Here is a 19,773-nt window from a genome sequence, read left to right as displayed (position 1 = left end):
TGAAATTCCATGTTTGCCGCTCATGTGGTAAAATAACTTTATGAAATAGAAACATCCGTTCTAATTTCCATATGTAAAGCGAGAGTTAGCCATGGACCTATTCGATTACAACTACGAAGAGCGGCGGGAAGTCGTCGAGCCGTTGTCGGAACGGTTTCGCCCCCGCAGCTTGGATGACATTGCCGGCCAACAGCACCTGATTGGCAAAGGGAAGCTGCTGCGCAATCTGATTGAGCAAGACCGCGTGTCGTCGATGATCTTGCAAGGTCCGCCCTCCTCGGGCAAAACAAGTCTGGCCGCCGTTATCAGCCGTTTAACGTCCGCCCACTTCGTCAAGCTGAATGCCGTCTCCTTGACCGTCGCCGAGCTGCGCGGCGTATTCGCCAAGGCGCTTGACGACTTGAAGCTGTACGGTCACAAAACGATCGTGTTCATCGATGAGATCCACGCGATGAAATCGAATGTGCAGGAAGCGCTGCTGCCCGTCGTCGAGAACGGCACGATCACGCTGATCGGCGCCACGACCGAATCGATCGCGCACGACATCATCCCCCCGCTCGCTTCCCGCTGCCGGATATACCGGCTCGAGGCGCTGTCTGAGGCGGAGATCAAGCGCGTGATTCTCGAGGCGCTTAACGACCCGGAGCGCGGCCTCGGCAAGCTGAAGGTATCGATCGAGACGGAAGCGCTCGATTATTTGGCCGACATTTGCAACGGCGACATCCGCAATGCGTTGAATGCGCTGGAGAATGCCGTGTACAGTCTCACCGATGCGGATACGGTCGATTTGGCGACCGTGCAGCAGGCGTTCCAATTCCGGCTCAACGCCGTCACGACGAACGACATGTACAACCTGACGTCCGCCTTCTGCAAGAGCATCCGCGGCAGCCAAACCGATGCGGCGCTCTATTGGATGGCCCGGCTGCTCGAATCGGGCGTCGACCCGCTGTATATCGCCAGACGCATGGTCGTCCATTCCAGCGAGGACATCGGCATGGCCAATCCGCACGCGCTGCAAATTGCGCTCGCCGCGAAGGATGCGGTGCTGTTCCTCGGCATGCCGGAAGCTCGGATCCCGCTTGCGCAGGCTGCGGTTTACTTATGCGAAAGTCCGAAGTCGAACTCCGCATACAAGGCGATCGCGCGCGCCTTCGACACCGTGAAGAACAACCGGGCATACCCGGTGCCGGATTCGATCAAGGACGGCTCGAAGACATATGTCAATCCGATCGACCATCCGGACCGTGCCGGCAAGGTCCAGTATATGCCGGAGCCGCTGAAGGACGCGAAATTTTACGAGCCCCAGAACAGCGGCGTCGAAGCGAAAATTTATATGAAAAAGCAATAAGACAGTCCCAAGCGGGACTGTCTCTTTTCGTCTCATGCGTATGATCCCCACTGGCCGACCGCCATCGCCATCCGGTAGCGGAGCATCTGCTTCACCAGCTCTGATTGCTCTCCCGAGCATTGTACGATCAATACAACCTGGCCTTCATTCTGTGACGAGCTGGCTTCACGGTTTCTTTTTTCCGGTTTACCCAGTAATCGATTCCCATCCCGAGCAGCGCACCCAGCGCAAGCCCGAGCAGCCCGCATATAATCGGCCCCCATGTCCAGCTGAACCCGAGGGAAGCGCCCAGAACAGCTAACACGGTCCCAAGCACAGCGGGGCCGTCTAACAGGCTGACACCGTCCGATCGATGCATCGTATCCATAAAATGAGCCCGACCCGACATTTGGCGATCCAGCGGAACCGCCGCGATCGAATCCGCTCCGATCCCTGTGCCGTGCAGGTCGCTGATCGCAAGTTCCAATTCCATGGAGTAACGGAAGGTCGCTACGATATACATCGATTACTACCCTCCTGCGCCTGATTTGATCGAAAATCCCAACGTTTGGTACTCTTCTTCCAGCCACTGCCGCTGCGCTTTTTCAAACAGCTTGTTGTTTTCCACGGCATACACATAGGCGTCAAAGGCCGCAAAGCCATAAATCGACGGCATAAACAACGACCATTGCGGGTCCATGGGCGAATGAATGCGGCCCCAGCTCTCTATCGTAAGCAGAAGGCATTCCATAAAATTGGAGTTTATAGCCATTACAATCCAGGCGATAAGCAGCAAAAAACCGGTCGGAATCCGGTGCAGATACATCTGCCCAAGCCCGGGCATGAGCAGCGACCAGACCATCGCCAGCCATGGCGAACGAAGGTCCAAATATTGAACCGCCAGCGAGTTCATCTGAAAACGGATGATCGGCGCATTCTCCCGTTCCGCTAGCGTGAACACTTTGTTTTGTTCGATCGTCGTTCGGTAGCTGTCCCATATGGCATAAATGTAGACCGCAATGTATAAGAGCACCCAGCGAGGATTTATAATGAGCGCCGCTTGCTTGTATTTGCCGTGAATCGAGAACACCATCGCTCCATTAATGTGCGATTGCATGTTGATCAGCACTTCCCACACGATGAGGATAGCCCCCTTGAAATGGTTGCCGAGCAGCAAATGCCCGAAGCCCGGAAAAGCGGCCGACCACCAGGCAGTCACCCATGGCTTGCGGAAATGCAATATGTTGACATTCAGTGTGCTCATATGAGCCAAACTGCGACGGTTGTTGCGGTTTTTCGCCTTGCCGTTCATACGACTCACCCCGATAAGGTTGCGATTAAATCAGACACCAGGTAGCTTGCCCCAATTCTGGAAATTTTACAAATGCAAAAAAAACCGGCATCCGCATGAAGCAGAGATGCCGGTTGGCAGAAGTTAATTGAGGCCGGCTTTAGCCAGCAGATCGCGCACCGCAACGCTAACCATAATCAGGCCGGCCACTGGCGGCACGAACGCGTTGCTCGCCGGAGGTTGCTGCGCCTTGCGGATTTCCGGCGCGTTGTCCGGTACGATCCGCTGGGTGACATCCTCCCGGGGCTTTATCGGCTCTTCCGTGGAGAAGACGACTTTAACCCCCTTGTGGATGCCTTCCTTGCGCAGCTTGTGACGAATGACGCGAGCAAGCGGATCAACCGTCGTTTTAGAGATGTCCGCCACCTGAAAACGCGTCGGGTCCATCTTATTCGCCGCCCCCATGCTCGAAATGAGCGGGATTTTGCGGCGCCGGCACTCCTTGATCAGGTGAATCTTGTAGCTGATCGTATCCGAAGCGTCCAGGACGTAATCAAGCGGATATTCAAACAGCTTCTCGTACGTTTCCTCGGTATAAAACATGCGCAGTGCAATGGCGTCGCACTCCGGATTGATTTGCAGAATGCGGTCGCGCATCAGCTCCGCCTTCGGCTCACCAACGGTCGACAGGAGAGCGTGGATTTGACGGTTCACGTTCGTGATATCCACCACGTCCTTATCGATCATAACGATGCGGCCGACCCCGGTGCGGGCCAGCGCTTCGGCGGCAATCGAGCCGACGCCGCCGATGCCGAGCACCGCAACCGTACTGTTTCTCATGACGTCCAGCCCTTCCGGGCCGATCGCCAGTTCCGTTCGTGAAAATTGATGCAGCATCGAGGGTACGCTCCTTTCAGCAAATCCTCTTATTTCGTAACCGGCGGCTTGACGGCAATGCGAATGGACAGCTGCTCCAACTGCTTATCGTCCACCGTACCAGGTGCATCGGTAAGCAAATCGGTCGCGCTGGCCGTTTTCGGGAAGGCGATCGTCTCACGCAGGTTGGTGCGGCCGGTTATCAGCATGACCAACCGGTCGAACCCGAACGCGATCCCGCCGTGCGGCGGTGTGCCGTACTCGAACGCTTCCAGCAGGAAGCCGAATTTCTCATTCGCTTCTTCCGGCGAGAAGCCGAGAGCGGCGAACATTTTTTCTTGCACTTCGCGCTTGTAGATCCGCATCGAGCCGCCGCCGACTTCGTACCCGTTAAGCACGAGATCGTACGCTTGCGCGCGGATTTGGCCCGGATCGGTATCGAAAAAGTGAACGTCCTCTTCCTTCGGACGCGTGAACGGATGGTGCTCGGCCACGTAACGTTTCTCGTCTTCGTCGTAGCTGAGCAGCGGGAAGTCGACGACCCAAGCAAACTTAAACTGGCTCTCGTCGATCAGGCCGAGCTGTTTGCCAATCTTCAGACGCAGGTTGCCGAGTACGTCCGCAACGACTTTCTTCGTGTCGGCGGAGAACAGCAGCAGGTCGCCTTCTTCGGCTTCCAGACGCTCTTTCAGCAATTCGAGCTCCTGCTCGTTGAAGAACTTCACGATCGGGCCTTTCAGCTCGCCGTCTTTGTACGTAATCCAGGCCAGCCCTTTGGCTCCGTAGCGGGCGGCGAACACGCCGAGATCGTCGATTTCTTTGCGGCTCCAGACGCCGCATCCTTTGGCGTTGAGAGCCTTCACCTGGCCGCCTTTGGCGATGACGCTGGCGAATACTTGAACGCCGGATTGGGCGACGATGTCGGACACGTCTTTCAGTTCAAGACCGAAGCGCAGGTCAGGTTTATCCGAGCCGTATTTGCCAATCGCGTCGGCGTAGCTGATCCGCTGGAACGGGGTCGGGATTTCCGTGTTGGCGGTTTCGCGGAACAAGCGTACGACGAGCTTCTCCATCAGATCAAGCAGCTGATCCTGCGACAGGAACGACGTCTCGATGTCGACCTGGGTAAACTCCGGCTGGCGGTCGGCGCGAAGGTCTTCGTCGCGGAAGCAGCGGGCGATCTGGTAGTAACGCTCGAGGCCGCCGACCATCAAGAGCTGCTTGAAAATTTGCGGCGATTGCGGCAGCGCGAAAAATTCGCCCGGATGGACGCGGCTCGGCACCAGGTAATCGCGCGCGCCTTCCGGCGTGCTCTTGGTCAGGATCGGCGTTTCCACTTCGATAAAACCGTTCTCGTCGAGGTAATCGCGGAACACCTTCGCCGCTTTGGAACGAAGCTGCAGCGTGCGCTGCATTTCCGGACGGCGCAGGTCGAGGTAACGATACTTCAACCGCAGCGACTCGTCGATATCGATGCCGTCTTCGATGAAGAACGGCGGGTTTTTGGCCGGGTTCATAATTTCGAGTTCGGTAATTTGCACTTCGATTTCGCCGGTCGGCAAGTTCGCGTTCACCGTTTCCGCATCACGCTCGACGACTTTACCGCGAACGGCCAGCACGTACTCGTTGCGCGCACGATCTGCGATGCCGTGCGCGTCGCCGGAAAATTCCGGGTTGAACACGATTTGCACAAGTCCGCTCCGGTCGCGCAGGTCAATGAACAAGACGCCCCCGAGGTCGCGGCGGCGCTGTACCCAGCCGTTCAACGTGACGGTTTCACCGACGTTGGCTTTACTTAACGTTCCACAGTCATGCGTTTTTAACATTTGTGTCATGATTCGTACCTACCTCCAAAGTGTGGTCAACAAGGATTGAACTTAGTACTGCCCGCAAATTGCGGAACTGCGGTGCGCGAATATCCGGGTGCGCGCCGGCAGCTTATTACGCCCGCAGCCGGGCGGCCAGCGCTGCGGCAAAGCCAGCGAGCGGCAGCGTCTCCTGCTCGCCCGTCGCCATCGCTTTAACGGTGATCTCGCCTTTCGCGAGCTCGTCTTCGCCGAGGATGGCGACATAGGCGGCGCGGTGGCGGTCAGCCGACTTCATCTGCGCTTTAATTTTACGCGATTGATAATCCCGCTCTGCGGACAGCCCCTGCATCCGAAGCTGCTGGAGCAGCTTCACGGTTTCCTTCTCGGCCGCTTCGCCGAGGCCGATCAAGTACACGTCGAGCGGCTTCGCAGCCGGAATCTCGACACCCTGCGCCTGCAGCACGAGCAGAATGCGCTCGAGGCCGAGGCCAAGGCCTACGCCCGGCTGGTCGTTGCCGCCGATTTGGCCGACAAGGCCGTTATAACGGCCTCCGCCGCCAATCGTATCGATGGCCCCAATGCCCGCCGCCTTATACTCGAACGCCGTGTGGGTGTAATAGTCCAATCCGCGCACAAGGCGAGGATTGAGCCGGTAAGGGATATCCATCGCCGCCAGGTGATCCTGCACCGCTTGGAAATGCGTCCGGCATTCTTCATCCAGATGCTCGACGATCGTCGGCGCGCCCTCGCAGAACTTCTGGTCGATCTTGCAATCGAGAATCCGCATCGGATTGCGGTCATACCGCGATTGGCAGTCTTTGCAGAGCTGGTCTTTCACCGGCGCAAAAAAGCGTTGAATGTGCTCGCGATAAGCGGCGCGCACGGCCGGATTGCCGACCGAATTAATCTCCACGGTGACATCCTTCAAGCCGATCTCCCGGTAGAACGAATACCCAAGCGCGATGACTTCCGCATCAATGCCGGGATCGACGGAACCGAACGCCTCGATGCCGAACTGGTGGAATTGACGGTAGCGTCCGGCCTGCGGCTGCTCATAGCGGAACATCGGCCCGATGTAGTACAGCTTGCTGACGTCCGGTTCGCCGTACAGCTTGTTCTCTACGTATGCGCGAACGACGCCGGCCGTCCCTTCCGGACGAAGCGAGATACTGCGGTCGCCCTTGTCCTGAAACGTATACATCTCTTTCTCCACGATGTCCGTCGTTTCGCCGACGCCGCGTTGGAACAGCTCGGTGTGCTCGAAAACAGGCGTGCGAATTTCGCGGTAATTGAACCGGCGGCACAGCTCGCGGGCTTTATTCTCGAGATACTGCCACTTCTCGATCTCGCCGGGCAGCAGATCTTGCGTGCCCTTAGGTTTCTGTATACTCATCTGGGTCTGGCTCCTTTCTCCTTGACACGAACACAGGTGTGAAAAATAAAAAATCTCCCGCCCCTGTCGATAAAACAGGGACGAGAGAATCGGTTCCGGTTCTCCCGCGGTACCACCCGCGATTTGAATGCATCGGCCGCCGCGGCAAGCCGGACGGAAGAAGGACATTCACACTTGAGGCGGATAACGCCCGCTACACGCAGCACGGCTACTGTCCGGCTTCCCTTGTCTTTCGGCTGTCAGCACGAAAAGCGCGGGTAGCGCCGGGGTTCCCCGACTGTCCTCCGGGAGGTCTGTTCATCCGATTCGCATAAGGAAGCTTGCAGCCTGGGCTTCCCTCTCTGTCCTATGCAAGGTTCGAATTACTTGTTCCCATCCATGGATCGTATCAATGACTTTCAATGTTCACATTTTAACTGCGAATTTTGGCAAAGTCAAGCATACGCTGCTGCGCATAAACGGCAAGCCCGAAATTGAAGGCGGGTGGCGAAAACCGTGTCCACCGCCCGCCCAGGCGTCCTGGGGCGACACACCGCTCTGATTGCGTTCTGCCCGTGATCAGACCCGGCCGGGATGAAGCATGCTGATGAAGACGTTTAACGATCACCGGGAAAATATAACATATACATATCATAAACCTGACACGTATATTATTTTATCGAGTCTGCGAAATTTCGGCTGTTTCATGATCAGCATGAAGGGCTTTGCCCGCTTCATCCTTCACCAACCGGGCATGTACGACAAATCTGCCTGCCACCGGGTCCAGCAAATAATCACAGGTGGACAAAGTTATAATCCGTTCCTCGGTGCCAGGCTCCACATCCCTCGGATACAGTGATTTTTTCTGAATATTCTCCAGAAAGGCCGCATAAGCCCCCTCATCGTTAAATTCCGTTTCTATATAATTAAAATCCGTTGTCGTATAATAAGCCGCAAAAACCTCAGCCGTATAAGATTCATACAAGGTGTCGAAACGGATTTTCCGATGCGTATCATAGTAGTCCCGATTCACATACTGCTTCAATTCGCCAAACATGGTACCATCCTTCATCCGGTGGCCGTAAATAATCGTATTGCGGTCGTCCGCTCCAATGTTATTGCGAAAATCGAGGAAAATGCTGCCCGCCTTGGATGCCTCTCCTTTATAGTTGCGATATAAGTAATGCTCGTTATCAGAACCTTGAACCACGGGATAATCGATCCGGCTGCCCTCCAGCCTGATCCACCCCACTACGTCTGGATTCAGCTCCAGCAGCGGCTTGAACGAGCTGCGAATCGGACGCTCGCTCCCCCCACCGTAGACGCTCTCCGCTACGGCACTGGCTCCCGCAGAAGAGAACGATTCCTTAACTTGCTCTGCTGCGAACATTCGGCTCGCCTCAGCGAGCACCTTACGGTTCTCGTAGTATCCCCAACCAACGGCCGTCAATCGAATCGAGGCATACATAAACACAGCAACCGCCAGCAGGGTCCAGACCCGATGCATGTGCCGACGCCTCCCCCGCTCCAAAGTTAAACGTCTCTATTCTTCGGTTTCTCCGTAAGTATCCTCTGCCGGCCTTGTTCAAATCGGATTAAAAATACCTGAGGACGCCGGGGTTCCGGCATCCTCAGGTTTTTGCAGCTATGCTAGTACCAGCTTATTACTTTACATAATTGTTCAGAGCCAGGATTAGGGTGACCGCTTCTGCGCGCGTCGCGCTTTCATTAGGAGCAAACAGGTTGTTGTCCCGTCCGCTAATTATACCCAGCTCATTCGCTGCCGCCACTTCGGCTTGCGCCCACTGCGGAATGCTGCCTGCGTCCTCGAAAGTCGACTGCGCGTTCGCCTCTACGTCCAGCTTCAACGCACGTACGATGATGACCGCCAGCTCCGCACGGCTGATCTTGCGCTCGGCACGGAACGAACCGTCTTCATACCCCCCGATAATTCCGGCTTGCACCACAGGAGCCAGATGCGGTTTCACCCACTCCGGAATGTTCTCCAGATCGGTGAAGCTCAGTTCTTCCGTGCTTGGGACCAGCTTTAACGTCCTGCTCAGCAGCGTCGTAAATTCCGCACGGTTAATTTCGGCATCCGGACGGAACGTACCGTCTTCGTAGCCGTTCACGATGCCGAGCCCTACGGCTCGTTCAATGGCCGCCTTCGCCCAATGGTCTTCAAGATCTGCGAAGCTGCCGCTTACGCCCTGCTGTTTGCCCGGCTTGATTTGTCCGTTATCCGAAGGCTGCTCCTTATACGGCTTCACGCTGTTTCCGTCCAGTACAAATTCTACGTTGTACTCTCCATTGTATTTGCCTGGCACCGCAAGAATGAATTGGGCGAATATTTTCGTCTTGGTGTCCTTCACTTCGAACTGCAGCGTTCTTTCATTCCGCTGCTCGTTCGTCGAGACGACTTCCGCATCGGTCAAGACGCCGTCCTTCTCGATCTTCAATCCCGTAACTTCCTTGTTTGACACCGTGACGACCAGATAGCTCTTCCCTTCCTTCAGCACCAGCTTGGCCGGGTGCTTCACATAGTCATTCGTTACCGATGTTTGCTTGGAGCCCCGTAGATTCAGCGCATACTCGATGGCATATTCTCCCTCTGTGTATTTTTCCAAGAACGGCTTATTCGCATCATCTTGCGCTGGATTTGCCCCGCTCGCGATCGCCTTGATCGTAGATTTGTCGAAGGTCAGGTGAACATCATACTCATGATCGTACAAGAAGTCCGGGCTCACCTGCCAGTAAATCTTGACCCAGCCTTTTAATTTTTCCGTCAGGTCATTGACCTGGAACTTTACGGTCCGCGTATTTTTCTCTTCGTCCGTTTGGCTCACTTCCGGAGTGGACATACCTCCGCCATTGTCAATTTTAAAATCCGTGACTTCCTTGCTTTGCTGTAACGTAATCTCGACGAACATCGTTCCATTCTGGACCGTCAGCCTTCCCGGTGTAATGACATAGTCCTGCATCACCGAAGTTTCGTTCGTGTTATACTTCAGGAACCTGTAAGCGATGCTGTACGTGCCATCCGGAATTCCATGAATATTAGGTGTCGTGCCTCCACCGCCGGGTCCTCCACTGCCAGGTCCGCCTCCACCAGGCCCCTCCGGATTGGTTGTCGGAGGTGGAACAAGCGCTACTTCAGCGAACGCAATTTCAAAGGCACGCTCCGTCTGATCGGCATCCACGAGGCTTAGCACGTACACAGCCGTACGATCCTTCACTTCAAAGCTGATTGCCGATGCAGCGCCGTCCGCGCTTAACACGGTCACAACTCCCGCTTGCTTGGCAGCAGCTGCAACCTTTTCCACGTCTTCCAGACTGCCGTCTGCTTTTTTCATTTGAATCTTTTTAAGCTTCACACCGGCTTTCAATTCGAAAGTGGCTACCTGCTTGCCGCTGCTCACCTCAAACTTCGCACCGCTGGAAACATAATTGCTGATTGGCGCTCCCGTTGCATCGGTAATCATGGCAGGCAAGCTGAAGGTGTAGCTTGCATCCGCCAGAATCTCGGAAGCGTTAAAGATGACCAAAGCTTTTTTCAGAGCATTCACAGCTTCATTCACAGCTTGTTGTGTCGCTGTCGTACTAGAGGAAACGTCTTTAGCCGTATCAATTGCCTTTTGCAGGGCAGCCTTGGCCCCTGCCGCATATTGGCCGGGCGAGCTGCCCTCTGCGGCTGCTTGATACTTAGCTTCAGCTTCTGTGATTTTGCTGTTCAGCGTCGTCTTGCTCACAGGAAGCACAGGCAAGTTGCTGAAGCCCAGTTCTACGTCATATTCATGGTCATACAGGTAGGAGTCGGTGATCTGCCAATAAATTTTGACCCATCCATCCTTGCGAGCCGTTAAGTCTTCAACTTCAAAGCGGACTGTACGTGTATTGGCTGCCTCATCGGTGCTTACAGTCTCTGTTTCCTGTAGTACGCCGTTTTGCTTCGTTTTGAACGATACGACTTCCTTGCTTTGCTTCAACGTGAAGGACACATAGTACTTGTCGTTCTCCAACACTAGCTTGCCGCTGTTCCGGTCCACATAATCATACATCACGGAGTTTTGATCGGTGCCCTTTTTATAAATCGTAAAGCCGATCGGATACTCGTTCGGATTTCCTGTTCCAGGATCAGGGTTGGCAGGGATCACCGATGCTTGGAACGCATCGACTGCCGCCTGCAATTTCGCAGAAGCGTCGGCGATTTGCGGCCTTGAAGCGGCAAGCTTGCTTCCGGTAACCGCCGCAAGCTCAATAGCCTCTAACAGCGTCGCTTTGGCTCCGGCTTGATATTGTCCCGGCTCCGTGCCTTCCACCGCACCTTCATGAAGCTGTCTGGCGTAGGCAACGGAATTGTTTAAGGCTGCAAGCTGATCCGCATTGAAGCTGATGTAAACGGTTTTGGTCACACCGTTCACCGTGTACCTCAAACCTGTTAACCCCCGCCACTTGGAGTCATCTGCAGAAGCATACCGAATAGCGGGTTGATAAACCTTGTTCTGCGCATCCGACTGATTCTTCACGGCAGACGCGGCGAGCGAATACGACGTTCCATAGGAGCCTGCGGCATTAGGAGAAAGTCTTTTCACATCAAGCTCACCGGCAGGATTTACAAAAGTAATATTCGCATACGCCTGATAATACGGATCTTCCGCTTGCTGCAGGATAGTGGCTGTATGCTTGAATTCATTCGCATAAACCGATTCCGTAGCAGTATCCGTATCCGAATCCAGAATCAGGATGTTAACGGCAGACGCCACAAACTTCCGCTTTTGTATATCTTTAAATCCAGGTGTGAGGGAATCGCCATTATACAAATTATTATATTGTTTGGATACGTCTTCGGGAGAAGCGTAGACATCAGCTACAACATTCGATGCAGCTTGGGTCCTATTAACAAAACCTTGAACCGTGGGGTAGGGATACTCGTTCTCCGAGAAGGCATAGACAACCTGATTGCCCGGCCCTCCCTCAGCTGCCCCGCCATCCTTGGCCGTTTGCGTAAAAGCTCTTATTTCTTCAATTAACTGGATTAAAGGCGCCTTGTCCACAACAATCTTCAGGGCATTGTATTTGTCTAGAGCCGCCTTAAGTTTATTATAGGCCGCCTTGATGATCGTCGGTTCTCCGCCCGCATTAGCTGCAATGGTTTCCGATTGGGTGATGCTGAGATAGAACTCCGCTTTCGAGCCGACCGGGTAGTATCCGTCCCCGGTTCCTTCATAGGTACTGGCATAAACAGAACGCGCCACTGTAGCCAGTTCGTTAAACATGGCCAGCGTAACCGGTTCATTACCGTTATCCCCGCCATTACCAGGGTCCCCGCTCCCGCCCTCGCCATTACCGGGATCGGGAATGACGATTTGGCTTATATCCAGTTCCAATCCGACATGATACCAATAGTTATAAGGTACAGGTAATTTGAAAATATTATCTTTATCATCAACATGAAGTAAAAGATCCTGGATCTTACTGATATCCTCGATTTCCATTTGCACGATGACATTCCTGCCGTCTTCCGTCAATCGGGTCACAACCGGCTTATAGCCTTCAATTCCAGTAACGACCGGTGCTTTTCCTACCTCTTCATGAATGACCGCCTTGTCTCTGCCTGCCATACGCGAGCCGAAATAGGCGAATGTAGCGTAGTTTTCCTTCGTAATCTGATTCTCGAATTTCGCATGACCATTCTGTATAATCAGCTTTCCTGTATTCGGCAGCATATAGGCGTTGGCAGCCGATACTTCCGAATGGTTTGTATCCTTAACATACCGGTATCCGATCGCATATTCCCCATCAGGCACGATAGAGGATGTTTCCGCCGCCGATACCGACCCGATTTGCAGGGCAGACAGCAATAATACGAAGGCAAGCCAAATTGCCATTGTTTTCTGAATTTGCTTAGTCAATTGATCGTCTCTCCTCAAACAGATTCCATTTATCGATACAAAAATGGTTATTCAACCTTGTAAAAACAGTAAATGTCTTTATTGCAAGTGAAGAATGGCCCCTGGTGCTGAGCCATTCTTCACTACTTATCTGTAAATTAAAGATTCCATTTAATTTGCAAATTCATATATCCGCTATGAGGACCCGCATTCACTCCAAGCTGAACCGGCAGATTTTCTTCAAAGTCAGCAACGTCAAACGTAAAATAAATGAAGTCGCCCGACACTGTGCCTGTAATGGTGTCGTATGCATCTGTTGCAGAATTATAGACTTTCAACCCGTAAATATAATCCGTGTCATAATGCACCGTAACTGTGCTTCCCGAAACAACCGCATCATTAGTGAAGGAGCTTGCATGTGGAGAAGGATTGCCGGCAGCATCCAAAAATTCATAGTTAGAAGCGGCCGCGAAAGCCGGTACGGCCAGAGCAAGCGCGAATACGAAAAGCATCAGCATCATCGAAAAAGTCTTTTTCATGGACATTCTCATTATTAACACACTCCTTGGTTTTTTTGGTTTTGTGCTTAGGACATGAACGCGTTGAACAAGCAGAAACTAATTAAACACGGGCGACCCTCGAAGCTGCAAAACAATGAACCGGACTTCCCGCCCTCCTTTCCTGCGTGTTTGAATGCCACAGAAAAAGCAGATTTTGTAGATAATGATAATCATTATCAGTCAAGATGTAAAAAAAAACTTCTTCGGCTGAGGTACATGATTAGGCCTATAAACAAGTACCCCTTCTCTTCAGAACATCGATGACGTGTGCACCATCTTTCGACACCCCTATCTTATATTCGCGTTCTAAATTTTGTCAATATCTATTTTTCCTGCTATTTTTTCTTTAAATTTACATGAAAAACCCCTAATTTATTTTGCTTCCGAGGGACGCAAAAACAGAATGCAAGCCTTAGCAGATGCAGACTTCTCTCCCCCTGAACGCTCAAATGGATGAACAGGGGGCCGTTCTTTGAGGGCATAGATGAACTAGACATAGAGACATGTCTTTATGCCTAATGGAACTATTCATCGTTTGTTATACACGAACATTACAATCAGATCCCCACAGGCAAAACAATCATCCCGGCCTCCTCATCCTGCCGGATGATAGACTGCACCCCATAGACAGATTGAATCGTCTGCGCCGTAATGATCTCCTGAGGCGCTCCCTGAAGCTCCACGCGACCATGCTTCATCACGACAATTTCGTCACTGTAACGAATCGCCTGATTGATATCATGCAGCACCATAATAATGGTCAATCCATGGGACACGTTCAAGCTCTTGACAAGCTCCAGCACCTCAATCTGATAGTAGATGTCCAGAAATGTAGTCGGTTCGTCCAGAAACAAAATTTGCGTCTGCTGGGCGAGCGCCATCGCAATCCACACCCGCTGCTTCTCCCCGCCGGAAAGCTGGTCCAGCGTCACTCCCCGCTTCTCCAGCAAATTGGTGCAGCTTAAGGCCCAGTCGACGGCCTTCTCATCCTCTTCCCCATGTCCGGAGAACAGCCCTTTGTATGCCATTCTTCCGAAGCTCGTCAGCTTCTCAACCGTTAAATCCAGCGGAGCCTCATTCTGTTGGTGAACGACAGCAAGCCTCTGAGCGAGCTCCCGGGGCTTGTAGCTGGCGATAGCCTTGCCGTCCAGAATAACCTCTCCGCTGTGCGGTATGTAATTCTGTGACATGACCCCGAGCAAGGTCGATTTCCCGCAGCCGTTCGGACCGATGATCGTTGTAATTTTGCCATGCTGAAACTGGCAGTTGATCCCCATGAGCTGGTCTTTCTTTTTATCGTACGAGAAGCTCAGCTGCTTAATGTCCATAGACGCGATCACTCTTCCTGAGCAAAAATATTAAGAAGGGCCCCCCGATAACGGTCATAATGATGGAGGCCGGAATTTCCGCCGGAGCGAGCACGGTTCTGCCCAGCGTGTCCGCAGTCAGAATCAATAAAGCCCCCGCCAGGGCGGAGAACGGAATCAACACCTTATGATCCGATCCGACCAGCAGACGTGCAATATGAGGGACAAGCAGTCCGACGAAGGCAATAAGCCCGCCAATGGCTGTGGCCACTGCTGCCAGCAGCACGGCAATCGCCGAAATCCACAGCCGTGCCCGGGATACGTGAAGCCCGACATTCTTAGCCGATTTGTCCTGCAGGGCAAGCAAATTGCACCACGGACTGACCAGCCAGGCGAGCAGAAGCCCGATGGTTCCATAAACCAGCATAATATGCACATCACCCCAGTTCTTCATCGTGAGGATGGAGGTGACCGCCTGATTGATGCTCGTGACCGCGTAGCTGCCACGATAATTAAAGGATTGTCCCAATCCGCTGAAGGTTGCATTAATGGCAATCCCGACCAGAATAATCCGGATCGGAATCAGACCCGATTTCCATGAAAACGAATAGACCAAGAAACAAGCCAAAGCTCCCCCCAGGCACGCGAACAAAGGCATCCAGAAAAACAGGTTCGGGAAGATCGACACGGTCAGAACCGAGACAAAGCCGGCTCCTGACGAGATCCCGATGACCCCTGCGTCCGCCAGCGAGCTGCGCATCACAGCTTGCAGCAGCACCCCGGAAACGGCAAGAGCCGCCCCTACGAACAGCGCAACGATAATACGTGGAAGTCTCAAATCCCGGATGACCTCTACCTGTTTGTTCGTTCCTGTAAATAATCCTTGGATCAGCTCAAGTCCCCCGACTTTAATACTGCCCGTGCTGGCGGAGTAGACAGTGACCGCGATCAGGAGGACAATGACCCCCCATATGCTCCATACCTTTTTGTTCATCCCAAGCATCCTTTGTTAGGTGTAGGTTATCGTCATACGGTTCTGCACATGAATTCATGTGCGTTCATGCGGGTTTTTACGGCTTTTAGGGATACAGCATTTTCACCGTCGCTTCCAGCGCTTCGCTCACAGCAAAATTGCCCGTGGTCGGAAAAAGCTCCTCCGGCAGGTCATACACCCGATTATTTTGCACAGCGGAGAAATGCTTCCATATGTCATTCTTCTTGAATTCCTTCTCAAACATCTTTACGACTTCCTCAGGCATGCCGTGGGCTGCGCGCAAAATGACGTCGGGATTGGACTTCTGTAAATATTCCGTATTGGAAGCCAGATATTCAACGCTTTCCCCCTGCACGATGTTCTTGCCCCCCGCAAGCCTTACCAAATCTCCGATATAGGAATTTTCGGTAGCGACCAAATAGCTTCCGGGCACGCCGAGCAGGATCAGCACCGTTGGCTGAGGCTTGCCCTCGACCTGCTTCTTGATCTGCTCCACCTTGGCCTTATATCCATCCACAATAGCCTTTGCCTGATTTTCCCGACCATATCTGGTTCCCATATCAAGAATGGCTTGGCTCATCGTGTCCAGACTGGTGAAATCGAGAAATTTTGCCGTGATGCCCGCATTCTTAAATACCGGGGCCAAATCGTATTCCAAGGTCGTAACGGACAGCACTTCAGTCGGATCAAGCGACTTGACAATTTCCATATTCGGTGTCATCGGATTACCAACCTTCGTTACCCCATCATAGCGTTTAGGCAACACCTTGGAGCTGGTCGGAATGCCCACCAGATCGAGTTCCAGGGCATCTGTGAATTGAGTCGCTGCTACTGTCGTCGATACGACTCTGTAGTTCTCCGCTGGCGCGGGCTCCGCTGCCGGTGTTTCCCCAGTTGACAATGCGCCTGTTGCCACGTTGCCGGAGCAGCCGGTTACGAGGACGGCCAATGATACGAGTGAAGCGCCCATCCATGATTTCATGCGCATTTTATGCTTATCGCTCCTTTCAATCCAATTTGCCCTCTACACATAACGGCTTAGAAATACCCGAAGACACCGGGTGCCGGTATCCTCCAAGGTCTGCAGCCATGTTAGTCCAAGCTTATTATTTTACATCATGGTTCAATGCGAGGATCAGGGTGACCGCTTCAGCACGCGTCGCGCTTTCATCAGGGGCAAACAGGTTGTTATCCCGCCCGCTTATGATACCCAGCTTGTGCGCTGCCGCCACTTCCGCTTGCGCCCACTGCGGTATGCGGTCCGCATCCGCGAAGGTTGCCTGCGCGTTCGCCTCTACGTCCAGCTTCAACGCGCGTACGATGATGACCGCCAATTCCGCACGGCTGATCTTGCGCTCGGCACGGAACGAACCGTCCTCATATCCTCCGATAATTCCGTTTTCCACCACAGGGGCCAGATGCGGTTTCACCCACTCCGGAATGTCCGCCAGATCGGTGAAGCTCAACGCCTTCGTGCTTGGCCCCAGCTTCAACGTCCTGCTCAGCAGCGTCGTAAACTCTGCACGGTTAATGTCAGCATTCGGACGGAATGTCCCGTCTTCATAGCCGTTCACAATGTCTAAACCTGCGGCTCGTTCGATGGATGCCTTGGCCCAGTGATCTTCAAGATCGGCAATGCTGCCTGTGTCCGGTTGTTTACCCGTCTCGGTTAACCCATCGTCGGCCGGCTGCTCTACATACGGCTTCACGCTGCTTCCATCCAGTACAAATTCTACGTTGCTCTCTTCCTTGTCTTGGCCTGGCACCGCAAGAATGAATTGGGCGAATATTTTCGTCTTGGTGTCCTTCACTTCGAACCGCAGTGTTCTTTCATTCCGCTGCCCGTTCGTCGAGACGACTTCCGCATCGGTCAAGACGCCGTCCTTCTCGATCTTTAGTCCCGTCACTTCCTTGTTGGACACCGTGACCGCCAGATAGCTCTTTCCTTCCTTCACCACGAACTTGGCCGGGTGCTTCACAACGTCGTTCGTTACCGATGCTTCCTTCGAACCCCGCAGATTCAGCGCATACTCGATGGCATATTCCCCTGCCGTGTATTGTTCCGACAACGGCTTTTCCGCATGATCTTGTGCCGGATTTGCCCCGCTTGCGATCGCCTTGATCGTAGATTTGTCGAACGTCAGGTGGATATCATATTCGTGATCGTACAGGAAAGTTGGACTTACCTGCCAGTAAACCTTGACCCACCCTTTTAATTTCTCGGTCAGGTCTTTGACCTCGAACTTCACGGTTCGCGTATTCTTCTGCTCATCCGTTTGGGTCACTTCCGGAGAGTACAAGCCTTCGCCGGTGTCAATTTTAAAATCGGTGGTTTCCTTGCTTTGCTTTAAGGTGATCTCGACGAACATCGTTCCATTCTGGACCGTCAGCCTTCCCGGTGTAATGACATAATCCTGCATCACCGAAGTATCGGTCGTGTTAAACTTAAGAAATTTGTAAGCCATGCTGTACGTACCGTCTGCAATTCCGTGTGGATTCGAGTTAACGACAGGAACGCCTCCACCGGGACTCTCCCCGCCCGTTAAGTTTCCATCCGCATAGACCGCAGGTGTCTGAACGGCTGCCAGCAGTGCAAACAACATCGTCCATACGAAAACTGCTTTTTGTATACGATTGCTCAAAATAGGCTCTCTCCCTCCGGCTGCCCTATTTTTGTTTGATCAGGGCTGTTGACGACGCTTTCTTCCATGAATCTGATACGCCACAAACAAGCCGGATACAACCAGCATACCTGCCAGCATACCGATCGGGGCCTCGTCCCCGGTTTGAGGATTCACAACGGCCGATCCTTGACCCGCATTTGCAGATCCTGAAGATTTGGCGGCAGACACCGGAGCCGATTGGCCCGCTGCGGCCTTGTCCGCGCCAGACTTGCTGTTCTCGGCAGTTTTGCTTCCCTGTGAATTAGAAGCCGGTGCGCTGTTCTTCGTGGCCTCGGAAGGTTTGGCTGCTGCAGGCGGTTCGCTCTTGGCCGGTGCGGCTCCCGTGCTCTTGATCGTTTTTGGGTCAAAGATGAACCTGATCGTATAATCGTGATCATAATCAATATCCGGTACCGTCACGTGAATTTTCGAAATCAAAGGCTTGCTCAGATCATCGATCTTGAACTGAACCACCCGGGTATCTTCTTCCTTATCGCTTCTGATCACCTTCGCATCAGCGAAATCGCTGCCAGCCGGCGTTTTAAATACCGTGATCCATTTACTGTGGTTCAATTGAATCTGTGCCGTGATTTCTCCGCTTTTAACATTCAACAAAGCCGGCTTTTCGAAATAGTCGTTGGCCATGGATACAGAATCATTCTCCGCCTTCGTGATCACGTAGTCGATTCTGTATGCACCATCTGCCAAATCTGAAGCGGCTTGCGCAGCCGGCGAGATAACCAATTGCAGTGCCCATAGCAGCGCGATGACAAAGGACGGCAAAGCTAACCTTCTTTTCATTTATCGTTCTTCCTCCATTTTCCTTGGATTAATTAATGACAAGATAATGATTATCATTCTCAATGATAGCTCAAAAAAAATGACGACTCAACATGATTCGAATCATTTCTACATCTCCCCTACCGAGACCGCTGCTTCAGCATCACAACACCTCGAACCTAAAAAAATGTGTCCACACGAGTCCAAAATTTTCCCAACGGCTTGATGATAGCTTAAGCTGCTAGAAAATGTCAACACTTTTCAGCATGGCTTAACGCCGTATAAATCCTCAAAATCAGATGTTTTCTTGATCTAATCTTTATTAATCGCTCAATAAGAAACTGTTTTCTTGCATGTTTTTGGATAATCATACCATAAAATATGTTGACAATGATATTCATTCTCATCTATTATTTTTTATCAAGGATTGTCACAATTTGGTCACCAATGCGAGTTATACCGCTAAAGTGAAGTTCGAAGACGATTATCCTGTCATGATCCCGCTTAAACCTGTATAAACCACAAGGAGGAGTTAACCATGATCATTGTTACAAACACCTCTCACATTACGAAGGGAGAAGCTCACAAGCTGATTGAGCGCTTTGACAAAGTAGGCAAAGTCGAGTATATGCAAGGATTTCTCGGTCTGGAAGTTCTTTTGACTGAAAACACGAAGGAATACGATGAAGTAACCGTCGTTACGCGCTGGAACTCGAAGGAAGACTTCAATGCGTGGACGCGCAGCGATGCTTTCCGGGAATCCCATTCTCATCGTGAGAAGCCCGATTACATCATCTCCAACAAAATTACGTTCTACGAGGTGAAAATTGTCCGCCATCCCATCGTTGCAGGAGACGCTTCTTTATCCATTGGTTAATGCATAATGCACCCGTAACCGGGTGTA

General features: G+C 52.6%; 15 protein-coding genes. 2 read left to right on the top strand and 13 right to left on the bottom strand.

Going from position 1 to position 19,773, the window contains the following annotated elements:
- Positions 1–91: 91 nt before the first annotated feature.
- Entirely contained in the window at positions 92–1,348 is a 1,257-nt protein-coding gene (locus JMF85_RS11265) for a replication-associated recombination protein A (protein WP_155613778.1), read from the top strand.
- A 127-nt stretch (positions 1,349–1,475) separates the two neighbouring features.
- Here JMF85_RS11265 and JMF85_RS11260 read toward each other — a convergent pair whose 3' ends face one another.
- The 13 genes from JMF85_RS11260 to isdC form a co-directional block, all read right to left on the bottom strand.
- Positions 1,476–1,850 (bottom strand): hypothetical protein, encoded by a 375-nt coding sequence (locus JMF85_RS11260; protein ID WP_201318197.1) that lies wholly within the window; start codon positions 1,848–1,850, stop codon positions 1,476–1,478.
- 6 nt (positions 1,851–1,856) lie between these two features.
- Positions 1,857–2,639, bottom strand: coding sequence for a hypothetical protein (locus JMF85_RS11255; protein ID WP_201318196.1), 783 nt, complete (start codon positions 2,637–2,639; stop codon positions 1,857–1,859).
- 123 nt (positions 2,640–2,762) lie between these two features.
- Positions 2,763–3,515 carry a tRNA threonylcarbamoyladenosine dehydratase gene (locus JMF85_RS11250; protein WP_054799938.1) on the bottom strand — a complete coding sequence of 251 codons (753 nt, stop codon included), beginning with the start codon at positions 3,513–3,515 and terminating at the stop codon, positions 2,763–2,765.
- A 29-nt stretch (positions 3,516–3,544) separates the two neighbouring features.
- A complete protein-coding gene (aspS, locus tag JMF85_RS11245) occupies positions 3,545–5,329 on the bottom strand; it encodes an aspartate--tRNA ligase (RefSeq protein WP_127607095.1) in 1,785 nt (594 codons plus the stop codon).
- A 106-nt stretch (positions 5,330–5,435) separates the two neighbouring features.
- A complete protein-coding gene (gene hisS / locus JMF85_RS11240) occupies positions 5,436–6,695 on the bottom strand; it encodes a histidine--tRNA ligase (protein ID WP_201318195.1) in 1,260 nt (419 codons plus the stop codon).
- Positions 6,696–7,350: 655 nt separating this feature from the next.
- The gene (srtB, locus tag JMF85_RS11235) at positions 7,351–8,181 is read right to left on the bottom strand and encodes a class B sortase (RefSeq protein ID WP_201318194.1); all 831 of its coding nucleotides are present in this window, start codon (positions 8,179–8,181) and stop codon (positions 7,351–7,353) included.
- A 157-nt stretch (positions 8,182–8,338) separates the two neighbouring features.
- Positions 8,339–12,586, bottom strand: coding sequence for an NEAT domain-containing protein (locus JMF85_RS11230; protein WP_201318193.1), 4,248 nt, complete (start codon positions 12,584–12,586; stop codon positions 8,339–8,341).
- Between the two features lie 137 nt (positions 12,587–12,723).
- Complete coding sequence (locus tag JMF85_RS11225) at positions 12,724–13,116, bottom strand: hypothetical protein (protein WP_054799933.1); 393 nt, start codon at positions 13,114–13,116, stop codon at positions 12,724–12,726.
- A 566-nt stretch (positions 13,117–13,682) separates the two neighbouring features.
- Positions 13,683–14,453: an ABC transporter ATP-binding protein gene (locus JMF85_RS11220; protein WP_141334269.1), complete on the bottom strand. Its 771-nt coding sequence runs from the start codon at positions 14,451–14,453 to the stop codon at positions 13,683–13,685.
- Positions 14,443–15,426, bottom strand: a complete 984-nt coding sequence (locus JMF85_RS11215; RefSeq protein WP_127607086.1) for a FecCD family ABC transporter permease — start codon at positions 15,424–15,426, stop codon at positions 14,443–14,445. Before JMF85_RS11215 ends, JMF85_RS11220 begins: the two co-directional genes overlap by 11 nt.
- Before the next feature lie 85 nt (positions 15,427–15,511).
- A complete protein-coding gene (gene isdE / locus JMF85_RS11210; RefSeq protein ID WP_373423835.1) occupies positions 15,512–16,414 on the bottom strand; it encodes a heme ABC transporter substrate-binding protein IsdE in 903 nt (300 codons plus the stop codon).
- Positions 16,415–16,532: 118 nt separating this feature from the next.
- Entirely contained in the window at positions 16,533–18,068 is a 1,536-nt protein-coding gene (locus tag JMF85_RS11205) for an NEAT domain-containing protein (RefSeq protein ID WP_127607084.1), read from the bottom strand.
- 39 nt (positions 18,069–18,107) lie between these two features.
- The gene (gene isdC / locus JMF85_RS11200) at positions 18,108–18,890 is read right to left on the bottom strand and encodes a heme uptake protein IsdC (RefSeq protein ID WP_201318192.1); all 783 of its coding nucleotides are present in this window, start codon (positions 18,888–18,890) and stop codon (positions 18,108–18,110) included.
- 517 nt (positions 18,891–19,407) lie between these two features.
- Here isdC and isdG point away from each other — a divergent pair.
- Entirely contained in the window at positions 19,408–19,746 is a 339-nt protein-coding gene (gene isdG / locus JMF85_RS11195) for a heme oxygenase (protein ID WP_201318191.1), read from the top strand.
- Positions 19,747–19,773 lie beyond the last annotated feature (27 nt).

Source organism: Paenibacillus sp. EPM92 (genome assembly GCF_016586185.1).
GTDB lineage: Bacteria > Bacillota > Bacilli > Paenibacillales > NBRC-103111 > Paenibacillus_G > Paenibacillus_G validus.
This window is presented reverse-complemented; position numbering and strand designations above follow the sequence as displayed.

What these genes read in the sequence shown, in the direction of transcription:
- JMF85_RS11265 (WP_155613778.1), top strand. Translation starts at nt 92, where the DNA reads ATGGACCTATTCGATTACAACTACGAAGAGCGGCGGGAAGTCGTCGAG.
- JMF85_RS11260 (WP_201318197.1), bottom strand. Translation starts at nt 1,850, where the DNA reads ATGTATATCGTAGCGACCTTCCGTTACTCCATGGAATTGGAACTTGCG.
- JMF85_RS11255 (WP_201318196.1), bottom strand. Translation starts at nt 2,639, where the DNA reads ATGAACGGCAAGGCGAAAAACCGCAACAACCGTCGCAGTTTGGCTCAT.
- JMF85_RS11250 (WP_054799938.1), bottom strand. Translation starts at nt 3,515, where the DNA reads ATGCTGCATCAATTTTCACGAACGGAACTGGCGATCGGCCCGGAAGGG.
- aspS (WP_127607095.1), bottom strand. Translation starts at nt 5,329, where the DNA reads ATGACACAAATGTTAAAAACGCATGACTGTGGAACGTTAAGTAAAGCC.
- hisS (WP_201318195.1), bottom strand. Translation starts at nt 6,695, where the DNA reads ATGAGTATACAGAAACCTAAGGGCACGCAAGATCTGCTGCCCGGCGAG.
- srtB (WP_201318194.1), bottom strand. Translation starts at nt 8,181, where the DNA reads ATGCATCGGGTCTGGACCCTGCTGGCGGTTGCTGTGTTTATGTATGCC.
- JMF85_RS11225 (WP_054799933.1), bottom strand. Translation starts at nt 13,116, where the DNA reads ATGAGAATGTCCATGAAAAAGACTTTTTCGATGATGCTGATGCTTTTC.
- JMF85_RS11220 (WP_141334269.1), bottom strand. Translation starts at nt 14,453, where the DNA reads ATGGACATTAAGCAGCTGAGCTTCTCGTACGATAAAAAGAAAGACCAG.
- JMF85_RS11215 (WP_127607086.1), bottom strand. Translation starts at nt 15,426, where the DNA reads ATGAACAAAAAGGTATGGAGCATATGGGGGGTCATTGTCCTCCTGATC.
- isdE (WP_373423835.1), bottom strand. Translation starts at nt 16,414, where the DNA reads ATGCGCATGAAATCATGGATGGGCGCTTCACTCGTATCATTGGCCGTC.
- isdC (WP_201318192.1), bottom strand. Translation starts at nt 18,890, where the DNA reads ATGAAAAGAAGGTTAGCTTTGCCGTCCTTTGTCATCGCGCTGCTATGG.
- isdG (WP_201318191.1), top strand. Translation starts at nt 19,408, where the DNA reads ATGATCATTGTTACAAACACCTCTCACATTACGAAGGGAGAAGCTCAC.